Consider the following 17,086-nt stretch of genomic DNA (forward strand, 5'->3'; position numbering starts at 1 on the left):
ATGACTACAGACGTTATAGAACAAGAATCGCACGACGATCATCATGATGACCATAAAATGAAAGGCATCAAGCGTTGGTTGTACACGACAAATCATAAAGATATAGGTACGTTATATCTATGGTTTGCTTTTATTATGCTATTAACCGGCGGCGCTTTAGCTATGGTTATTCGAGCCGAGTTATTCCAACCCGGTTTGCAAATAGTAGAGCCTGATTTTTTCAATCAGCTAACTACTGTACATGGTTTGATCATGGTGTTTGGTGCAATTATGCCGGCCTTTACGGGGTTTGCAAACTGGATGATACCTATGATGATTGGTGCGCCAGATATGGCTTTACCACGTATGAATAACTGGAGCTTCTGGATTCTACCTTTTGCTTTTGGGATTCTTTTGTCTACATTCTTTATGGAGTCAGGTGCGCCTAACTTTGGTTGGACATTCTACGCACCACTTTCTACAACCTATTCAAATGGTAGTACGGCATTTTTTGTTTTTGCTGTTCATATTATGGGTATCTCATCAATAATGGGTGCCATTAATATTGTTGTTACTATTATGAATATGCGTGCGCCGGGTATGACTTACATGAAAATGCCATTGTTTGTTTGGACATTTTTTATTACCGCCTACTTATTGATTGCGGTAATGCCGGTGCTCGCTGGTGTGGTAACTATGTTGTTAACTGACACTTATTTTGGCACGAGTTTCTTTGATGCCGCTGGTGGCGGTGACCCGGTATTGTTCCAGCATCTTTTCTGGTTCTTCGGGCATCCTGAAGTTTACATCATGATCTTACCTGCTTTTGGCATTGTTTCGACAATTATACCAGCGTTTGCTCGTAAAAAGTTATTTGGCTACAGCTCAATGGTTTATGCAACGGCATCGATTGCTGTGTTGTCATTTATTGTTTGGGCACATCACATGTTCACGACAGGTATGCCGTTATTTGGTGAACTGTTCTTCATGTATTGCACCATGTTAATTGCCGTACCTACGGGTGTTAAAGTGTTCAACTGGGTCGCAACTATGTGGCGTGGTTCAATGAGTTTTGAAACACCAATGCTATTTTCTATCGCATTTGTCATCTTATTTACTATAGGCGGGTTTTCAGGCTTGATGTTGGCATTAACGCCTGTCGATTTTCAATACCATGATACCTACTTTGTTGTTGCCCATTTTCATTATGTGTTGGTTACAGGTTCATTATTCTCGATTTATGCTGGTGCATACTTCTGGTTACCAAAATGGACAGGTCATATGTATAACGAGTCATTAGCTAAATGGCATTTTTGGTGTTCACTGATTTCAGTTAATTTACTATTCTTCCCTATGCACTTTTTAGGATTAGCGGGCATGCCTCGTCGTATCCCAGATTATGCGTTGCAGTTTGCTGATTTCAACAAGTGGGTGAGTATTGGTGGTTTTGCCTTTGGCCTTTCGCAACTAATATTCTTAGCGGTAGTCATTAAGTGTATTAGAGGTGGAGAGAAAGCAGCGGCTAAGCCTTGGGATGGCGCTGAAGGTTTAGAGTGGACTGTTGCAAGTCCTGCTCCGTACCATACATTTTCAACACCACCAAAAATTGATTAAGTTAATAAAATATGAATAAAGGTGACGAATTGCAAAATTCAAATAACAAAGATAGTGCTGCTATAACGAAAAACAATCAAGTGATAAAAAAGCTGGTTATGATTGTTTTTGGTATGTTTGCTTTTGGTTTTGCACTTGTCCCTTTATATGATGTGTTTTGTGATATTACTGGTTTGAATGGAAAAACGTCAACCACTGCCGCCGCTGTCTATAATGTTGATCAGATTGACACAAAAAGAATTGTAACGGTGCAGTTTATTAGTCGAACCGCTCAAGGTATACCTTGGCAGTTTGAACCTATGGTCCGTGAAATAAAAGTTCATCCCGGTGAAATGAAACTTGTTAAATTTTATGCAAAAAATGAATCCACCCGCGATATTATTGGCCAAGCAGTTCCGTCAGTATCGCCCGGTTTAGCGGCAGCGTATTTTCAAAAAATTGAATGTTTTTGTTTTACGCAGCAACCGCTACAAGCGAATGAAGAGGTAGAGATGGCGTTACAGTTTTATGTTGACCCAGAATTACCTGAAGATATTTCAACGCTAACGTTGTCGTACACTTTGTATGACGTGACCGGAAAAGTGGAATCGTAGCAATTTATACTGTTCACTTAGCGTGTAACAGTATTTGTTTAGGGGAATAATAATGACAACAAAAGAATATGAAAGTTATTACGTACCATCACAAAGTCATTGGCCAATTGTTGGCGCAGTGGCACTTTTTTTAATTGCTATTGGCGCCGGAAACTATGTTTCTACGTTAAATAGTGGCGAAGGTGGCATTGGCGGTTATATATTGCTTGCCGGCATTTGTTTAGTTATATACATGCTCTATGGTTGGTTCAGTAATGTTATAAACGAATCGATGGCGGGTAAGTATAGCCATCAAATGGATAACTCATTTCGTCAAGGGATGAGCTGGTTTATTTTTTCTGAAGTGATGTTTTTTGCAGCATTCTTTGGTGCCTTATTTTATGCCCGCACGTTATCGGTACCTTGGTTGGGCGGTGCAGATAATAATGCCATGACCGGTGCTGTTTTATGGCCTGAGTTTGTCGCAAGTTGGCCGTTATTAGTCACACCAGATGGAACCGAAACAACGCAAATGGGCTGGTATGGCCTACCGTTAATTAATACTATTTTGTTATTAACTTCTTCAATTACTGCCCATTTAGCACACTCAGCCTTAGAAAAAGATAATCGTAAAATGCTGAAAATATGGTTAGGTTTTACCATATTGTTAGGTGTTGTCTTTTTATTCTTGCAAGTTGTCGAGTACATGCACGGCTATTCAGAAGAAATGAAATTGTACTTAACCAGTGGTATCTATGGTTCAACTTTCTACTTACTGACCGGCTTTCATGGTATGCACGTTACCTTAGGTACCATCATGCTTATTGTGGTGTTTTTAAGAGTGTTGAAAGGCCACTTTACCCCAACCAATGCTTTTGCTTTTGAAGCGACAAGCTGGTATTGGCATTTTGTTGATGTGGTTTGGGTGATACTATTTGTTTTTGTTTATATTGTATAAACAATTACTGATATAAAAGTTTAAAAAATGTTGTAGGTGGAGCTAGCTTCACCTACCTTTTATTTTTAAGCGAGTCGATTAGAACGGTCGTGGGTGTGGTGTAATAACGCCTGTTAAAATAGCGACTAACATAAGTATAATAATGAAGGCTGAAATCATCACACGTCGGCCAATAAATTTTGACATTGACGGTTTACTTGGGTCATTTTTGTTTAAGACAAAAAGTGCCTGAAACAGGCTAAATACCATGAAGACTAAGCAGCCAATAATAATTATTTTTATCGTAAATGCCATTTAAAAATTTCCTATGTTGTTATGTTCGCTTTAAGCATATTTAAGGAGTTAATTGTTTGAAAAATTTTATATCAAACATTCGCCTACCTTGGTTGATATTTACCCTACTTGTTTTTTCCGGATTAGTAAAACTCGGATTATGGCAAAGTGATCGTGCTTTACAAAAAGAGCAACGCATCGAAACCATTACACAATTGAGTCAAACACAAGCCTTGTCTCTTTCTCAAGTACTTTCAGAAAAAAATGAAATTAATGATCTACCGATCACTATGTTTGGGGAATTTGATAATAATACTATTTTTTTATTAGACAACCAAACGAATAAAGGACAATTAGGTTATCGTGTTTATCAAGTGTTTAATAGTGGTGATCAGGCGGTCTTAGTTAATTTAGGTTGGGTAGTAGGTTCTATAAATCGTCAAGAAATTCCCGATGTGCAGGCTATTATTGGAAGGTATCAACTATCAGGTCACGTACGTAAAATCGAGCAAGGCATAATGTTAATGGAGCAAGTCTTGGTTAAAGATGAGTGGCCATTGCGTGTTCAGCAAATAGAATTAGATAAATTTTCAACATTAATTTCACGTCAACTCTTGCCCTTTGTCGTCTACTTAGATAAAACAGAGAGTGTGGGTTATGAAAAAAATTGGCAACCAATTGTTATGCCACCCGAAAAACATCGTGCTTATGCCTTTCAATGGTTCAGTTTAGCGATAGCATGGTTATTGTTAATGATATGGGCGTCAATCAAGTTGGGTAAAAATAGTGAACAAACGTTAAATCACTAATAAAAAAAATAATAAGGTGTAAGTGTATGAATGATGTATCACAGAAAAAATCTCGTCGTAGTATGGTCATGGTGCTGGGCGCTTTTATCCTCCCTATCGTATTAGCAAAACTCGCCTTAACTCAAAATTGGCTTGAATATGGTGTGACAAACAAGGGCACTTTAGTCGAGAATGAACTTACTCTTGAGAAATTAGGTTTAAGTCAAGCCACTTTACAAGATACTTGGTCAATTATTTATAGCTTGCCACAGCATTGTGATGATCACTGTGAACAAACGTTACTTAGTGTTAATAACTCTTACATAGCCTTGGGTAGAGAAATGCCCAGAGTAAAGCGTGTTGCACTTTCTCCTAATCCACTCTCACCTCAGCAAACGCAAAGGTTAACTGAAAACAGCTGGGTGATTATTCCTACTCCAAGCCTAGTTGATAACTTTTTATCAGATGCAAAAGTCTTAGTTGTTGACCCTTTAGGTAATGTGGTTTTATCGCATAAACCACCGAGAAATGATGATGCTCAAGCAATGTTTGGTAAAGAAATTTTAGCAGATATGAAGAAATTACTTAAGTATTCGAGGGTTGGTTAAAATGAAAAATCAAGTTAATCATCGTGTTCGTACCTTAGTATTAATTAGTATTGTATTAGCACTAATCGTGGTTAGTTTAGGTGCTTATGCGCGTTTAACGCATGCAGGTTTAGGCTGTCCAGATTGGCCAGGTTGTTATGGATTAATCGATGTGCCAGTAACTGCAGAACAAATTATTAAAGCAGAGCAAGCATTTCCAGAAAGAAAAGTTGAAGTGCATAAAGCATGGAATGAAATGATCCATCGATATTTTGCTGGTGCGTTGGGTTTATTAATTTTAGCGATAGCATTTATGTCTTATCGACAACGCGATCAAGGAACGCCTTTAAGGTTGCCGATGTTAATACTCGCGGTGGTTATTTTTCAAGCGGCTTTGGGTATGTGGACCGTAACCATGAAATTAATGCCGATTGTCGTTATGGGTCATTTACTTGGTGGTTTTACAACCTTGAGTTTATTATTTTTATTATACTTACGCTTGGCTGACTTTAGGGTACCAGGTGGTGATTTCGCCATTAAGAAATATGGCAGATACGGCTTAATTGGTATTGTACTGTTAACCGCACAAATAGGTTTAGGGGGCTGGACATCGTCAAACTATGCTGCCTTGGTTTGTACTGAATTACCTATTTGCCAATCAGGCTGGCAAGAGCAAATGACCTTCAAAGATTCATTTGATTTGATCCCACCAGAAAAAGACAGTTACGAATTTGGTCATTTATCTCATGCTTCACGTGTAACGATTCATGTTGTTCATCGATTGGGAGCCATTGTCACTGGGCTTTATCTTTTTTGGTTAGCATTAATGGTATTTCGAAAATCTCAATCTGCATTTTTTAAGAATGCAGCTATTAGCTTAGCGTTTATTCTTAGTTGCCAAATATTATTGGGCATTAGCAATATCTGGTTCTCATTACCGTTAGCAGTTGCGGTGAGTCATAACGTGGTAGCAGCATGTCTAATGTTGTCTTTGATCACGTTAACCTACAGTTTACGACGGAAATTATAAGGAATACCTATGAGCGAATCAGTATCAACAGAAAGCCCCAATGGACCAGTAACTACCCCTGAAGTTACAGAGACTAAAACCGCTATTTGGCGAGATTATTATGAAATCACTAAGCCTCGTGTAGTGGCACTCTTAGTGTTAACTGCTTTGGTGGGTATGTGTCTTTCTGTTCCGGGTACCATTCCATGGCAAGTGCTTATTCCTTCAATGGTGGGTATTGGATTTTTATCATCGGCCGCCGCCGCGATAAATCACATTGTTGATGAACGAATTGACAGTATTATGGGGCGAACTTATAACCGGCCCGTTGCTACGGGACGTTTAACGCCAAGAAATGCAACTTTGTTTGCTATGTTTTTAGCGGTCAGTGGTTTTGCCATTTTATATAGCTTGGTTAATCCCCTAACGGCATGGCTTACTTTTGCAGGTTTGGTAGGGTACAGTTTTGTTTATACTATGTATTTGAAACGAGCTACGCCTCAAAATATCACGATAGGTGGCTTAGCTGGAGCCATTCCACCATTGTTAGGTTGGACAGCAATGACCAATGAAATACACCCTAATGCTTTGTTATTAGTGTTATTGATTTTTACTTGGACACCTCCTCATTTTTGGGCATTAGCGATACACCGTAAAGACGAATATGCAAAAGTAAATATTCCCATGTTACCGGTAACCCATGGGGTAAATTTTACAAAAACCCAAATTTTACTTTATACCGTGTTACTTTTTGTTGTTGGCTTGTTACCTTATTTAGTGGGAATGAGTAATTGGTTATATTTAATTGGTGCAGTAACATTGAATCTAATGTTTTTTGCTTACGCCTGGAAACTTAAGTTTAATGCCGATGAGAATACGGCAATGGACACCTTTAAATTTTCAATCGTACATTTAATGGGCTTGTTTATTATCCTATTGCTTGACCATTATTTATTACCTATGATACCAAGCTGATCAATTATCTGCTCATTGTTATGGGTTAAAGACAAAGCTACTTCGATATAATCTTTAGTAGTAGGGTAACGACTTAGTAAATTTTATATCGGGTATTTATCTATTTTTGACTGATGAAAAGTAGATCATTTAATCTGTCAAATGGCTATTGGATAAGACAAACGGAAATAATTAAATATGAACAAGTTGTTGTATGTCATTGTCGCCCTTGTTGCTTGTGCAGTAGGTTTTTTTGTCTTTCAAAAAGCGACAGTATTACCACAGCCCGAACATGCTTTATATTATCAGCAGGTTCGGGAAGTTAAGCCGTTTCAATTAACGGATCATCATAACCAAGCCTTTACCAAAGAACAGTTAGCCAATAAATGGTCGTGGGTATTTCTAGGGTATACTTCTTGCCCTGATGTTTGCCCAACTACATTACAAGAACTAAACTTTGTTTATGATGATTTAAAAGCGATCAGTAAAGATACACAAATTTTATTGGTTTCGGTTGATCCTATTAGAGATACGCCAGAAAAATTAGCTCAGTATATAGCTTACTTTAATGAGGAGTTTATTGCGCTTACGGCTGACCATGGTGTGTTATTTCCGTTTGCTCGTAACTTAGGCATGATGTATGCGATTAATGAGCCTGAAGGCGACAATAATGGTTACTTGGTCGATCACAGTGCTTCTTTAGTGTTAATTAATCCACAGGGAGATATCGCGGCTATATTTAAGCCAAGACAAGCCTTGGGTGTATTACCTACCATTGATGGCGAGAAGCTGGTCAGTGATTTTGCAAAGATTGTAAAATTAGCTGAATAAAGGAAACTTGCCATCCTTAACTTTACTGGCTGACAAGTTTTTTAAATCGTTATATTTGTTAAAGTGGATACCACTGCAAACCTTCTTTTAAGACAAACCATGGCTTTGAGTACCAATAATAACGTCCTGGCTCACTAATGCTTGGCGCGGTACAGTTACAGCGAACACGGCCAATGGGCAAGGGCGCGCTATAATTAATGGTAAAGCTATTTTCTTCTTGCCATTCTATCTTTTGTCGACCTAAACCCGAAATATAACAGTTCAATTGTGCGGGAAGAAAATCTTCAACAACAACATCAAAAGTCACTGATTTCGATTGGTTATACTCGACAATGGTACTTGCATTTTCATTACGTAAAGTCATGTTGAAAGGTAAAGATTTTAATTTATCTCGCAGACTAGATATTTGATCATAGGGTTTTGACGCAGGAAAACGTGGCACGCTTGTTAAATCTGTCGCTAAGCCTACGGCTCCTGATTGTTGTGAAAAAGCAATAAAATCGTTTTTTGCTACCCATTCTTGTATTGCCGGTGTGTACTCACCATAAGGGTAAGCAAAATAGCGCCAACTTTGTCCGGTTTTTTCTTTAATAATACTTTCAGCCTCTAATAACAGCTCAGTATGTTTTATTAGCCACTGCTGTTCTGTTAAACCCTGACTAATACGGGCCATAGAGTCATGTTCCATGCCATGGTTAGCTATAATAACGCCTTGATCAGCCATTGTTTTAAGTTGTTGCCAAGTAAGATAGTTACTCGAACCACGATCAACAATGGCAGGGTTGATAAAAATCGTAAAAGGATAATTAAACTTGTCGAGAATGGGCTTACCATTGAGTAGAATATCAAGATAAGCATCATCAAATGTTATTGCCACTGTTTTGTCAGTAATAGGTTGCTGTTTCTTGATAGAATTCATTAAATCTGAGAGCGCGATGACATTAAAATTGTTATCAGATAAATACTGCATATGAACTTTAAACTGTTCCGGTGAAATACTAGTACTTGCCGGTGTTTTGTCACTAACATGGTGATATTGTAAAATTACAGCGGCAAAGCTAGAAAAGTGGAAGCAAGATAGCAATAGTGCAGGTAATAAAAATTTCATGAGTGAAGCCCTTGTTTAGTCAGTCATAAAAATAGCGCGTTTTGCTTTCTTTTTATAGTAAATCTTCAGGTAATTTTTATATGGAATACTTTTTTGAACGTTAATACTATCAAACACCATAAACAACTATTTCTCATCGCCTTACCGATGATATTTTCAAATATCACCATACCTCTTTTAGGCTTAGTTGATACTGCTGTTTTAGGACATTTAGACCAAGCCTATTATTTAGGTGGCAGTACAGTTGGGGCAATGATTATTACCTTTGTTACTTGGTTGTGCGGCTTTTTACGTATGTCGACTACAGGTCTTACTGCTCAAGCATTAGGTGAAGAAAACGCACAAAAAAGTTTATTGGTTCTGCTACGGGGGTTGTTAGTGGCTTGCTTAATTGGTGGTGCACTGATTTTGTTACAGTCATTTTATCTTGATCTAAGCTTGGGGTTAGCTGGGGGATCTGAACAAATACAATTTTATGCTAAACAATATTGCGATATCCGTATTTGGGGTTTACCTGCTGCGTTATCAAATCTTGTTATATTAGGATGGTTGTTGGGCAATCATAAAGCGAAGGCGGTAATGTGGATATTGATCGTCACTAACTTAATTAACTTGTCGCTAGATCTATTGTTTGTTTTAGTGTTTGACTGGCAAGTACAAGGGGTGGCGTCAGCAACGTTAATTGCTGAATATTCAGGTGCTATTATAGGGTTGGCTTATATTATCTTTGCGCAACAGATAGGTAATCGACAATCCCTAAAAAGTATATTAATAAAAATGATGGGGAAATTTATTGATATCAGAGATCAGTTATTCGAGAAGTCAGCGTTGATCAATTACTTTCAACTTAATCGAGATATTCTTATTCGAACACTATGCTTAGAGATTTGTTTTGTCTTTATTACTTTTCAAGGGGCTAGGTTAGGGGACGATGTTATAGCAACTAATGCCATTTTAATGAACTTTGTTTTGTTAATTTCATTTGGATTAGACGGCATTGCTAATGCAGCAGAAGTGTTAGTGGGTAAAGCACAAGGGCAAAAAAATCTTCAACAGCGTAATTTTGTCGTCAAAATCGCTTTATTTTGGACAGGACTCTTTGCGCTAACTTATAGTGCACTCTTTGCCATAGCAGGTGATTTCTTGATTGGTTTACTAACCGACATTCCAGAGGTTGTTTTTACGACCGAACAATATGTACATTGGATGATTATCTTACCTATATTAGGCTGTTGGTGTTATTTATTTGATGGCGTTTTTGTTGGTCTAATGAAAGCCAATGTGATGCGAAATAGCATGATAATTGCGACCTTTGGTTGCTTTTTTCCAATGTGGTGGCTATTACAAGGGTTTGGTAATCATGGTTTATGGGCTGCATTTAGTGTGTTTTTGCTGGTACGAGGATTAAGCTTAGCTTGGCATTATTATCGCGTTATAGAAAAACAAGCCATTAGTCTTTAATTTTTTTATTTGCTCGTCGATCAAAAATATTGAGTAAACGATTAGCAAATATCCCACTGTAACCCCAAGCAGAGGTTAACAGACCAAGGGCTAAAAAAATAATGCCGGCGATTTGCCAATAATAATGGTAATAGTAACCGATAAAAATTAAGCATGCGCCAATAGCAAAAAGACCAAGTCCGCGAGTAAAAAGCACTAAGCTTCTTTGCGGGTCTTGGCCTAATTTTTCAAGTATTGTTATCATTTTAAATTAATGAATAACTTAGCAGTCAGTATAGTTGTTGGGTTAACGAACAAATAACTTAATAGTAAGAATGATCACCACGTTCGTGTTCAGTCATATCACGAACACCTTTTATCTCGCCTGCCATTGTTTCGAGAAGTTGTTTTTCGATACCATCTTTTACAGTGACATCAATTTGACTACAACCATTACAGCCACCACCAAATTGTAGAATAGCGAAACCGTCGTCAGTAATTTCCATTAACGTACACTCACCACCATGGCCAGCTAATTGTGGATTAACTTCTGCTTTTAAGAAGTAGTCAACACGTTCGAATAATGGCGCATCGTCATTTACTTTTCTTAATTTAGCATTTGGCGCTTTTAAGGTTAATTGTGAACCCATTTGATCTGTAGTGAAATCAATTTCAGCATCTTCTAAGTACAGCTTACTGTCACCGTCGATATAAGCAGAGAAGTGTTCGAATTTCATTTCAATATCTTCAGGTTCTATCGCGTCAGCTGGGCAGTAAGACACGCCACACTCTGCACTAGCAGTACCTGGGTTAACAACAAATACACGGATACTTGTGCCTTCTGCTTGTTGTTCTAATAATTTAGCGAAATGCGATTGTGCTGTTTCGGAAATATTGATCATCACGGTTATTACTCTCTTACACTTGTTACCAAAATTTCTCTAAAGTTTCTCACGGACCTTAAAGATTGAAAATATTAATACCTGACTAATTTAGTCAGGTATTAATATTTTACGCTGTTATCCACCTATACGCTAGTGAAATTATAGTTAATTGAAATAACAATATGATAAAAAGAGACAGTTATTCTGGTGTGTTTCGATAGATTTTGGTATTTTATTGTTATTGAATTCAAGGATATATTTTATGTTACCACGATTGTTTTTAGCCGTGCTGGTCGGTTTTTTTATTTTGTCACCATTGGGTTATGCGGCAAAAGTTACCGACTATTTACCAACCGATCATACTTACAATCAAGCTATTCCTACCCCGGAAAGCTCATTAGGCTTTGGCATTGGCGAGCGACATATTCGTCATGATCAACTTCTCAACTACGTCAAAGTATTAGCAAGCAGCTCAGAGCGGATCACACTAACTGATATTGGACAGACCCAAGAACTTCGCCAGCAAGTGTTATTGACGATTTCTTCTAAAGATAATTTAGCTAATTTGAGTGAAATTTTGGCAAAAAGATCAGCCACGGGTAGTACCGATGATATAAGTTCACCGCTAGTCATTTGGCTTGGCTACAGTGTACACGGTGATGAGATCAGTGGCGCTAATGCGGCGATGGCTGTGGCGTATCATTTGGCGGCAAGTGAAAATACTGATATAAAACAAATGCTAGAAAATACCCTAATTGTTATTGAACCAAGTATAAACCCCGATGGCATGGATAGATTTGTGCAATGGGCGAATATGCACCGTGGCAGCACACCTAATGCGGATCCTAATCATATCGAGCATCACCAAGGTTGGCTTACCGGTCGTACCAACCATTTTGGTTTTGATCTTAACCGTGACTGGTTATTACTTGCACAAAAAGAAAGTCAACATAGATTAGCGTATTTTCACCAATATCAGCCTCATGTATTAGGGGATTTTCATGAGATGAGTGCCAATGGCAGTTATTTTTTTCAACCGGGCATCCCAACGCGTACTCACCCATTAACGCCAAGTGCCAATACAGAAATAACACAACTTTTAGCAAGCTATCATGCGAAGGCACTTGATAAAGATAATCGCCTTTATTACAGCCAAGAAAATTTCGATGACTTTTATTACGGTAAAGGATCTACTTACCCAGACATTAACGGTGGAGTCGGTATTTTATTCGAACAAGCAAGTAGCCGAGGCATGCAACAAAACAGTGATAATGGCTTATTAACCTTTGAGTTTGGTATTCAAAATCACGTATTAACTTCACTCTCTACCATTGAGGGGGCATGGAAAAATAAGACCGAGCTACTGAGTTATCAAAAAAACTTTTATAAAGAGTCAGAAAAATTGGCTGATCAAGAGAGCTTTAGTGGCTACTTATTACATGAAACACATGATTCTTATCGCCTCAACGTCTTACTTGATAAATTAAAACAACATCAGATCAAGGCCTATCCGCTGACTGACGATTTTCGTTTAGCCGGTGTTGTTTATGCTAAAGAGCATAGCTTTTATGTGCCATTAGACCAGCGTCAGTATCGAGTTATTCAAGCGTTGTTTTCGCAGCAAACTCAGTTCGAAGACAATACCTTTTATGATGTTTCTGGTTGGACAATGCCACTGGCAATGGACATAGACTTTTATCGGGTTGGTCGTACTTGGGGATTAAAACTGGCAGATAATGCTTGGGAGAAGCCAACAAATATAGCAGATAACAGTGGTATTGAGCAACAGGCGTATGCCTACGCATTTGAGTGGCATCATTTTTTAGCCCCAAAATTACTCAATGACTTGCTTAATAAAGGTATTAAAGCAAAGGTTGCCACAAAAACTTTTTCTTCACGATTTAAAATTGATGGAAAAATGGTTAATAAAGATTTTGCGCGTGGCAGTATTATTATTCCTGCAGGCATACAAACGCAATTAAATTGGCGTGATATTGTCAGGCAAAGTAGTCAAAAAATTGATATACCTATTATTAGCTTGTCGACAGGATTAACCGTTAAAGGTATCGATATAGGTAGTGGCTCTTTCCGGTTATTATCGCCAGTAAAGGTTTTAATGCTCGGAGGTAAAGGCGTATCTCAATACGAGAGTGCAGAGATGTTATTTTATCTTGACGATACCCTGTCAATTCCTGTAACGGTTGTAGAACAGCAGCGTTTAGCAAAAATTGAGTTAAGTGGTTATAGCCATATTATTATGGTTGATGGAAAATACGATTCTCTTGGTCAAGATGATGTCGATAAAATAGCAGCATGGACAAAAAGTGGTGGTGTTATTTTTGGGCAGAAACGAGCAGCTAAATTTTTATCAGAATATGAATTACTGGCGATGAATTTTATTACTACTAATGAAATCAACCAGTTATTTGATATGGATAATGTCCGCTACCAAGACAAAGAAAAACTGGCTGGACGTAAACGTATTGCTGGCGCGATTTTTGAGTCAACACTCGATACTTCGCATCCGTTAGCTTATGGTTATACGGATAACCGTTTACCGTTATTTCGCAACAGTACATTAATTTTGCAACATAGTTCAAAGCCCTTCATCTCAGTGGCGAAGTATAATGCACGCCCATTATTGAGCGGTTATGCTGATAAAAATATGGTCAATCGAGTGGCAAGTTCTTCAGCTATAGTTGCCCATAATTATGGCAATGGGCGAGTGATTGCCAGTACTGACAATTTAGCTTTTAGAGGCTATTGGTTAGGCAGTTCAAAGTTAATAGCGAACAGCTTATTTTTTGCTAAAGCTTTTAACGTTTCTACGACTCATTAATGATTTTTTGAGAGATGAAAAGGTTTAAATTGTGTTATTAGGTAAAGATAAACAAAGGCTTAATACGGTAACTTTTTTAACGCCATTAGCTTTCAATAAGCGACAAATTTCATTACACGTAGAGCCTGTTGTTACCACATCATCAAGGAGCAATACGTGTTCAGGTAAACGAGAGTGTTGATCACTTTTATTGGCTAAATATTCGTTTGACAGTTTAAAGGCATGACGTAAATTTTTACGGCGGATAACACCTGTTTGACCTGCTTGGCTTTTATCGTGACTAATACGCTGCAATGCATCTGGGCAATAGGGCATTTGTGCAAGGCGGGAAAAATTTTCTGCCAATAAATGCGCTTGATTAAAACCTCGTGTTTGCCATTTTTTCAAATGTATTGGTACGGACAATAGTAAGGGCTGATGGGAACAATGTTTATATTCATACCGTAAGGCGTTTTTCCATTGTTTAAATAATAAAACACTCAGTAAAGCCACTAACTCAAAACGGCCGTGATACTTTAGTTGCCTGACCCATAAGTCTATGGGCCATTGGTAAGCCGATATTGAGATTAACTGATCAAATACTCTTTTAGGTAATAAAGTATTTATCGCTGGCCAGGTTAATAAATCGCCGTGCAATTTTTTTAAATCAAAAAGTGGTAAATCAGCCAAGCAAAAATCACAAATAATCGCTTGGCTTTGACAGCAACCACCACATAAGTCACAACAACTTAATTGTGTTTTAAACAACTTTAAACGATCAATGAAGCTAAATGAATTTTGTTTTAAATATTGAATAAATTTTACGTGGTTAAATTCCATTTAATACCTTCTTTAAGTAAACTGTTGTTAACTTCGTTTAATAAAAATTAACGGTAATACTCTCTATTATGAGCATGGCAGAAACTTTAAAAATATCGAGTCAAGGATGCGGACTTCCGCTAGTTTTTATTCACGGCTGGGGATTAAACTCGGGCGTTTGGCAACCGAGTGTAGAAGTATTAAAAGAGCACTTTGAGGTCATCACTGTCGATTTACCTGGTTTTGGTGCCAATTTAGAACACTCATTATCTCCTTATGCTCTAGCTGAAGTTGCATCATTAATAGCGCAGTCTGTAGCAAAACCTGCGGTATATATAGGTTGGTCGTTAGGTGGTTTGATTGCTAGTGAAATAGCATTAAATTTTCCAAAGCACGTGAAAGCATTAATCACGGTCGCTAGCTCGCCTTGTTTCGTTGAGCAAGAAAACTGGTTTGGCATTAAGCCAGATGTTTTAGCAATATTTCATCGACAACTAGCAGAAGATACCGCCAAGACGATTAATAACTTTTTAAAAGTTCAGGCGATGGGCAGCCCTCATTTACGTCATGATATTAAATTGCTACGAGAGCTCGTTATGCAGTTTCCAATGCCAACAAAATCAACCTTAGATGAGTCGCTACAATTATTGACAACCGTTGATCAGCGCGCGAGTCTCGCCCAAATATCGATACCCTACTTACGGGTATACGGAAAGCTTGATGGCTTAGTGCCGCGCAAGGCAATTACAGCTATTACTGCATTATCACCTAACAGTGATGTTGTTATTTTTGAGCAGGCATCACATGCGCCTTTTATTTCTCACCCAGGGGTGTTTATCGAAACACTAACGACTTGGCTAGCCCCTTTAGTTGAACATACTTATCGATAAATCGAACCTTTACTTTTTAGTCATATTGTATGATAATTGAACAATAGGTTGCAGGGTTAAATAGCAAAAATTAAGTGAAAATTGAGTACTTAAGCTGATTATTTAAGCTAAGTATGTAAATTAAGTCTATAAATTAAGTATTTACTTATTTGTTCGTTGATATTCTATTAATAGGTATAGAGGAGTTTGTTATGGAAATACAATCAGCATTAGCAAGTGGTCTACAAGGCTTTCAAAAAGCGCAAGGCGATGTCACAGAAGCTGCAGAAGATATTGCGGCTAACTTAGCTGTTAGTCCTGAAGATTTTGGTATCGGCCAAGAAAACAATACTGATAATGCAGCTAGCCCAGATACAGCTAGTAAAAATGCTAGTTCAGCAGAATTACCTGATCTTACCAAAGCTGTTGTCGATTTAAAAGTTGCAGAATTTCAAGCGAAAGCGTCCGCCGATGTTATTCAAACAGCGGATGAAACTTTAGGTACGCTATTAGACGTTCGAGCATAACCTATGAATATTACGCCGCAAGCACCTACTCTGTCTATTCCTACTGCGGTCAATCCGCAAACGGATAGCTTGCGTCGTGAAAATAATATCCGTGAAGTTATTGCAAAACCAGCGGCCTCAAACCAGTCTGCAGCAGAAAAAGGGGTAGCTTCTGACAGAGAAAGAGGCAGAACCCCCGCACAGAATAATGAAAATTTTGATTTTGAAAGCATCCGAAAGCAAGCGGAATCAGCAACAAAAACGATTAGCGGTGATAGTAATCGCGAAAGTGGTTCATCGGAGCAACAATCTGCAGCTGAGGCTTTTTTAGCAAACAAAAATGCTATTGAAGATGATAGTGAAAATGGTCAAAATTCAGCAAGCTCCCCTGATGGTAAACCGGCTCCTAACAGTCGAGAAGCTTTTACCGAACAAAGAATTATTAATGAGCTACAACTAAGAGATCAAGAAGTACGTGCTCATGAATTGGCACATGCTTCTGTCGGTGGCGCATCAACAGGCTCACCTTCATATACTTTTGAAACGGGCCCTGACGGAAAGAAATATGCTGTTGGTGGTGAAGTTTCAGTTGACCTTTCTACGGTTAATGGCGATCCAAGAGCAACCATAACGAAAATGCAAAAGGTCTATGCCGCCGCACTAGCACCTGCAGATCCATCAATTCAAGACATCCGTGTTGCAGCTTCAGCGTCGAGAGCTATTTTACAAGCGCAAACAGAGCTGGCCGCGATTAGTTCAGCAGAGACCAGTGAAGCAAAAAATGTAACGGTCCAAGATAAGTCTAGTGATGTTTTTTCAGCAGAAGAAAATCAAGAAACAGAAGATTTTGATACGCTAGTTAATCGCACATTAGCGTCTCAGGACGAAATTATAGCTAACCGTGATAGCTCTGTTGATGAGCGAGCTTTAAGAATTGAAAACCTTTATGCTGGCATTACTCAAGCCTATGAAAAAGAACCCAGTTTTCATTTCCAATTAACGGCCTAAAACCTCTTAAGCCTAAACCTCTTAAGTTATTGCGCTATAAAGAAAAAGCCTCATTATTAATAAATAATG

Annotated in this window: 18 protein-coding genes; 13 read left to right on the forward strand and 5 right to left on the reverse strand. The window is 38.2% G+C overall.

The features are described from left to right. Genes ctaD through H4J66_RS12740 form a run of 3 tightly spaced genes read left to right on the forward strand, consistent with a single transcriptional unit; the run spans position 1 to position 3,123 of the window. Complete coding sequence (ctaD, locus tag H4J66_RS12730) at positions 1–1,593, forward strand: cytochrome c oxidase subunit I (protein ID WP_182175285.1); 1,593 nt, start codon at positions 1–3, stop codon at positions 1,591–1,593. A gap of 11 nt (positions 1,594–1,604) precedes the next feature. Continuing rightward, positions 1,605–2,186 carry a cytochrome c oxidase assembly protein gene (locus tag H4J66_RS12735; RefSeq protein ID WP_182175287.1) on the forward strand — a complete coding sequence of 194 codons (582 nt, stop codon included), beginning with the start codon at positions 1,605–1,607 and terminating at the stop codon, positions 2,184–2,186. Between the two features lie 52 nt (positions 2,187–2,238). Beyond that, positions 2,239–3,123, forward strand: a complete 885-nt coding sequence (locus H4J66_RS12740; RefSeq protein ID WP_182175290.1) for a cytochrome c oxidase subunit 3 — start codon at positions 2,239–2,241, stop codon at positions 3,121–3,123. Between the two features lie 78 nt (positions 3,124–3,201). Here the strand turns inward: H4J66_RS12740 and H4J66_RS12745 are convergent, their stop codons facing one another. Continuing rightward, a complete protein-coding gene (locus H4J66_RS12745) occupies positions 3,202–3,417 on the reverse strand; it encodes a DUF2909 domain-containing protein (protein ID WP_182175292.1) in 216 nt (71 codons plus the stop codon). 56 nt (positions 3,418–3,473) lie between these two features. Here H4J66_RS12745 and H4J66_RS12750 point away from each other — a divergent pair, with 56 nt between their 5' ends. From H4J66_RS12750 to H4J66_RS12770, 5 genes are all read left to right on the forward strand, one after another. Continuing rightward, the gene (locus H4J66_RS12750; RefSeq protein ID WP_182175294.1) at positions 3,474–4,205 is read left to right on the forward strand and encodes an SURF1 family protein; all 732 of its coding nucleotides are present in this window, start codon (positions 3,474–3,476) and stop codon (positions 4,203–4,205) included. 26 nt (positions 4,206–4,231) lie between these two features. Beyond that, positions 4,232–4,792, forward strand: a complete 561-nt coding sequence (locus tag H4J66_RS12755; RefSeq protein WP_182175297.1) for a hypothetical protein — start codon at positions 4,232–4,234, stop codon at positions 4,790–4,792. A 1-nt stretch (position 4,793) separates the two neighbouring features. Continuing rightward, positions 4,794–5,801 carry a heme A synthase gene (locus H4J66_RS12760; protein ID WP_182175300.1) on the forward strand — a complete coding sequence of 336 codons (1,008 nt, stop codon included), beginning with the start codon at positions 4,794–4,796 and terminating at the stop codon, positions 5,799–5,801. A 9-nt stretch (positions 5,802–5,810) separates the two neighbouring features. Beyond that, complete coding sequence (gene cyoE, locus H4J66_RS12765; RefSeq protein WP_182175303.1) at positions 5,811–6,755, forward strand: heme o synthase; 945 nt, start codon at positions 5,811–5,813, stop codon at positions 6,753–6,755. Positions 6,756–6,932: 177 nt separating this feature from the next. Continuing rightward, positions 6,933–7,565 carry an SCO family protein gene (locus H4J66_RS12770; RefSeq protein ID WP_182175306.1) on the forward strand — a complete coding sequence of 211 codons (633 nt, stop codon included), beginning with the start codon at positions 6,933–6,935 and terminating at the stop codon, positions 7,563–7,565. A gap of 58 nt (positions 7,566–7,623) precedes the next feature. On the opposite strand, the gene H4J66_RS12775 is transcribed toward H4J66_RS12770, so the two are convergent. Continuing rightward, positions 7,624–8,673, reverse strand: coding sequence for a polysaccharide deacetylase family protein (locus H4J66_RS12775; RefSeq protein ID WP_182175309.1), 1,050 nt, complete (start codon positions 8,671–8,673; stop codon positions 7,624–7,626). Between the two features lie 93 nt (positions 8,674–8,766). On the opposite strand from H4J66_RS12775, the gene H4J66_RS12780 reads away from it, so the two are divergent. Further along, positions 8,767–10,134 (forward strand): MATE family efflux transporter, encoded by a 1,368-nt coding sequence (locus H4J66_RS12780; protein WP_259369120.1) that lies wholly within the window; start codon positions 8,767–8,769, stop codon positions 10,132–10,134. Here the strand turns inward: H4J66_RS12780 and H4J66_RS12785 are convergent. Together H4J66_RS12785 and nfuA are read right to left on the reverse strand one after the other, a co-directional pair. Then, complete coding sequence (locus tag H4J66_RS12785) at positions 10,124–10,378, reverse strand: hypothetical protein (protein ID WP_182175310.1); 255 nt, start codon at positions 10,376–10,378, stop codon at positions 10,124–10,126. The two genes, H4J66_RS12780 and H4J66_RS12785, sit on opposite strands and share 11 nt — an antisense overlap. Before the next feature lie 58 nt (positions 10,379–10,436). Further along, positions 10,437–11,015 carry a Fe-S biogenesis protein NfuA gene (gene nfuA, locus H4J66_RS12790; protein WP_070375496.1) on the reverse strand — a complete coding sequence of 193 codons (579 nt, stop codon included), beginning with the start codon at positions 11,013–11,015 and terminating at the stop codon, positions 10,437–10,439. Positions 11,016–11,259: 244 nt separating this feature from the next. Between nfuA and H4J66_RS12795 the strand changes: the two genes are divergently transcribed. Continuing rightward, complete coding sequence (locus H4J66_RS12795) at positions 11,260–13,836, forward strand: M14 family zinc carboxypeptidase (RefSeq protein WP_182175312.1); 2,577 nt, start codon at positions 11,260–11,262, stop codon at positions 13,834–13,836. 24 nt (positions 13,837–13,860) lie between these two features. Here H4J66_RS12795 and H4J66_RS12800 read toward each other — a convergent pair whose 3' ends face one another. After that, positions 13,861–14,655 carry a ComF family protein gene (locus H4J66_RS12800; protein ID WP_182175314.1) on the reverse strand — a complete coding sequence of 265 codons (795 nt, stop codon included), beginning with the start codon at positions 14,653–14,655 and terminating at the stop codon, positions 13,861–13,863. Positions 14,656–14,723: 68 nt separating this feature from the next. Between H4J66_RS12800 and bioH the strand changes: the two genes are divergently transcribed. The 3 genes from bioH (at position 14,724) to H4J66_RS12815 (ending at position 17,017) form a co-directional block, all read left to right on the forward strand. Continuing rightward, the gene (gene bioH, locus H4J66_RS12805) at positions 14,724–15,524 is read left to right on the forward strand and encodes a pimeloyl-ACP methyl ester esterase BioH (RefSeq protein WP_220463299.1); all 801 of its coding nucleotides are present in this window, start codon (positions 14,724–14,726) and stop codon (positions 15,522–15,524) included. 191 nt (positions 15,525–15,715) lie between these two features. Then, the gene (locus H4J66_RS12810; RefSeq protein WP_182175316.1) at positions 15,716–16,030 is read left to right on the forward strand and encodes a hypothetical protein; all 315 of its coding nucleotides are present in this window, start codon (positions 15,716–15,718) and stop codon (positions 16,028–16,030) included. A gap of 3 nt (positions 16,031–16,033) precedes the next feature. Continuing rightward, complete coding sequence (locus tag H4J66_RS12815; protein ID WP_182175318.1) at positions 16,034–17,017, forward strand: putative metalloprotease CJM1_0395 family protein; 984 nt, start codon at positions 16,034–16,036, stop codon at positions 17,015–17,017. The last annotated feature ends 69 nt before the right edge of the window (positions 17,018–17,086 follow it).

The organism is Colwellia sp. MB3u-55, from assembly GCF_014076785.1.
In the GTDB taxonomy this organism is placed as follows: Bacteria; Pseudomonadota; Gammaproteobacteria; order Enterobacterales; family Alteromonadaceae; genus Colwellia_A.

What these genes read in the sequence shown, in the direction of transcription:
- ctaD (WP_182175285.1), top strand. Translation starts at nt 1, where the DNA reads ATGACTACAGACGTTATAGAACAAGAATCGCACGACGATCATCATGAT.
- H4J66_RS12735 (WP_182175287.1), top strand. Translation starts at nt 1,605, where the DNA reads ATGAATAAAGGTGACGAATTGCAAAATTCAAATAACAAAGATAGTGCT.
- H4J66_RS12740 (WP_182175290.1), top strand. Translation starts at nt 2,239, where the DNA reads ATGACAACAAAAGAATATGAAAGTTATTACGTACCATCACAAAGTCAT.
- H4J66_RS12745 (WP_182175292.1), bottom strand. Translation starts at nt 3,417, where the DNA reads ATGGCATTTACGATAAAAATAATTATTATTGGCTGCTTAGTCTTCATG.
- H4J66_RS12755 (WP_182175297.1), top strand. Translation starts at nt 4,232, where the DNA reads ATGAATGATGTATCACAGAAAAAATCTCGTCGTAGTATGGTCATGGTG.
- H4J66_RS12760 (WP_182175300.1), top strand. Translation starts at nt 4,794, where the DNA reads ATGAAAAATCAAGTTAATCATCGTGTTCGTACCTTAGTATTAATTAGT.
- cyoE (WP_182175303.1), top strand. Translation starts at nt 5,811, where the DNA reads ATGAGCGAATCAGTATCAACAGAAAGCCCCAATGGACCAGTAACTACC.
- H4J66_RS12770 (WP_182175306.1), top strand. Translation starts at nt 6,933, where the DNA reads ATGAACAAGTTGTTGTATGTCATTGTCGCCCTTGTTGCTTGTGCAGTA.
- H4J66_RS12775 (WP_182175309.1), bottom strand. Translation starts at nt 8,673, where the DNA reads ATGAAATTTTTATTACCTGCACTATTGCTATCTTGCTTCCACTTTTCT.
- H4J66_RS12785 (WP_182175310.1), bottom strand. Translation starts at nt 10,378, where the DNA reads ATGATAACAATACTTGAAAAATTAGGCCAAGACCCGCAAAGAAGCTTA.
- nfuA (WP_070375496.1), bottom strand. Translation starts at nt 11,015, where the DNA reads ATGATCAATATTTCCGAAACAGCACAATCGCATTTCGCTAAATTATTA.
- H4J66_RS12795 (WP_182175312.1), top strand. Translation starts at nt 11,260, where the DNA reads ATGTTACCACGATTGTTTTTAGCCGTGCTGGTCGGTTTTTTTATTTTG.
- H4J66_RS12800 (WP_182175314.1), bottom strand. Translation starts at nt 14,655, where the DNA reads ATGGAATTTAACCACGTAAAATTTATTCAATATTTAAAACAAAATTCA.
- bioH (WP_220463299.1), top strand. Translation starts at nt 14,724, where the DNA reads ATGAGCATGGCAGAAACTTTAAAAATATCGAGTCAAGGATGCGGACTT.
- H4J66_RS12810 (WP_182175316.1), top strand. Translation starts at nt 15,716, where the DNA reads ATGGAAATACAATCAGCATTAGCAAGTGGTCTACAAGGCTTTCAAAAA.
- H4J66_RS12815 (WP_182175318.1), top strand. Translation starts at nt 16,034, where the DNA reads ATGAATATTACGCCGCAAGCACCTACTCTGTCTATTCCTACTGCGGTC.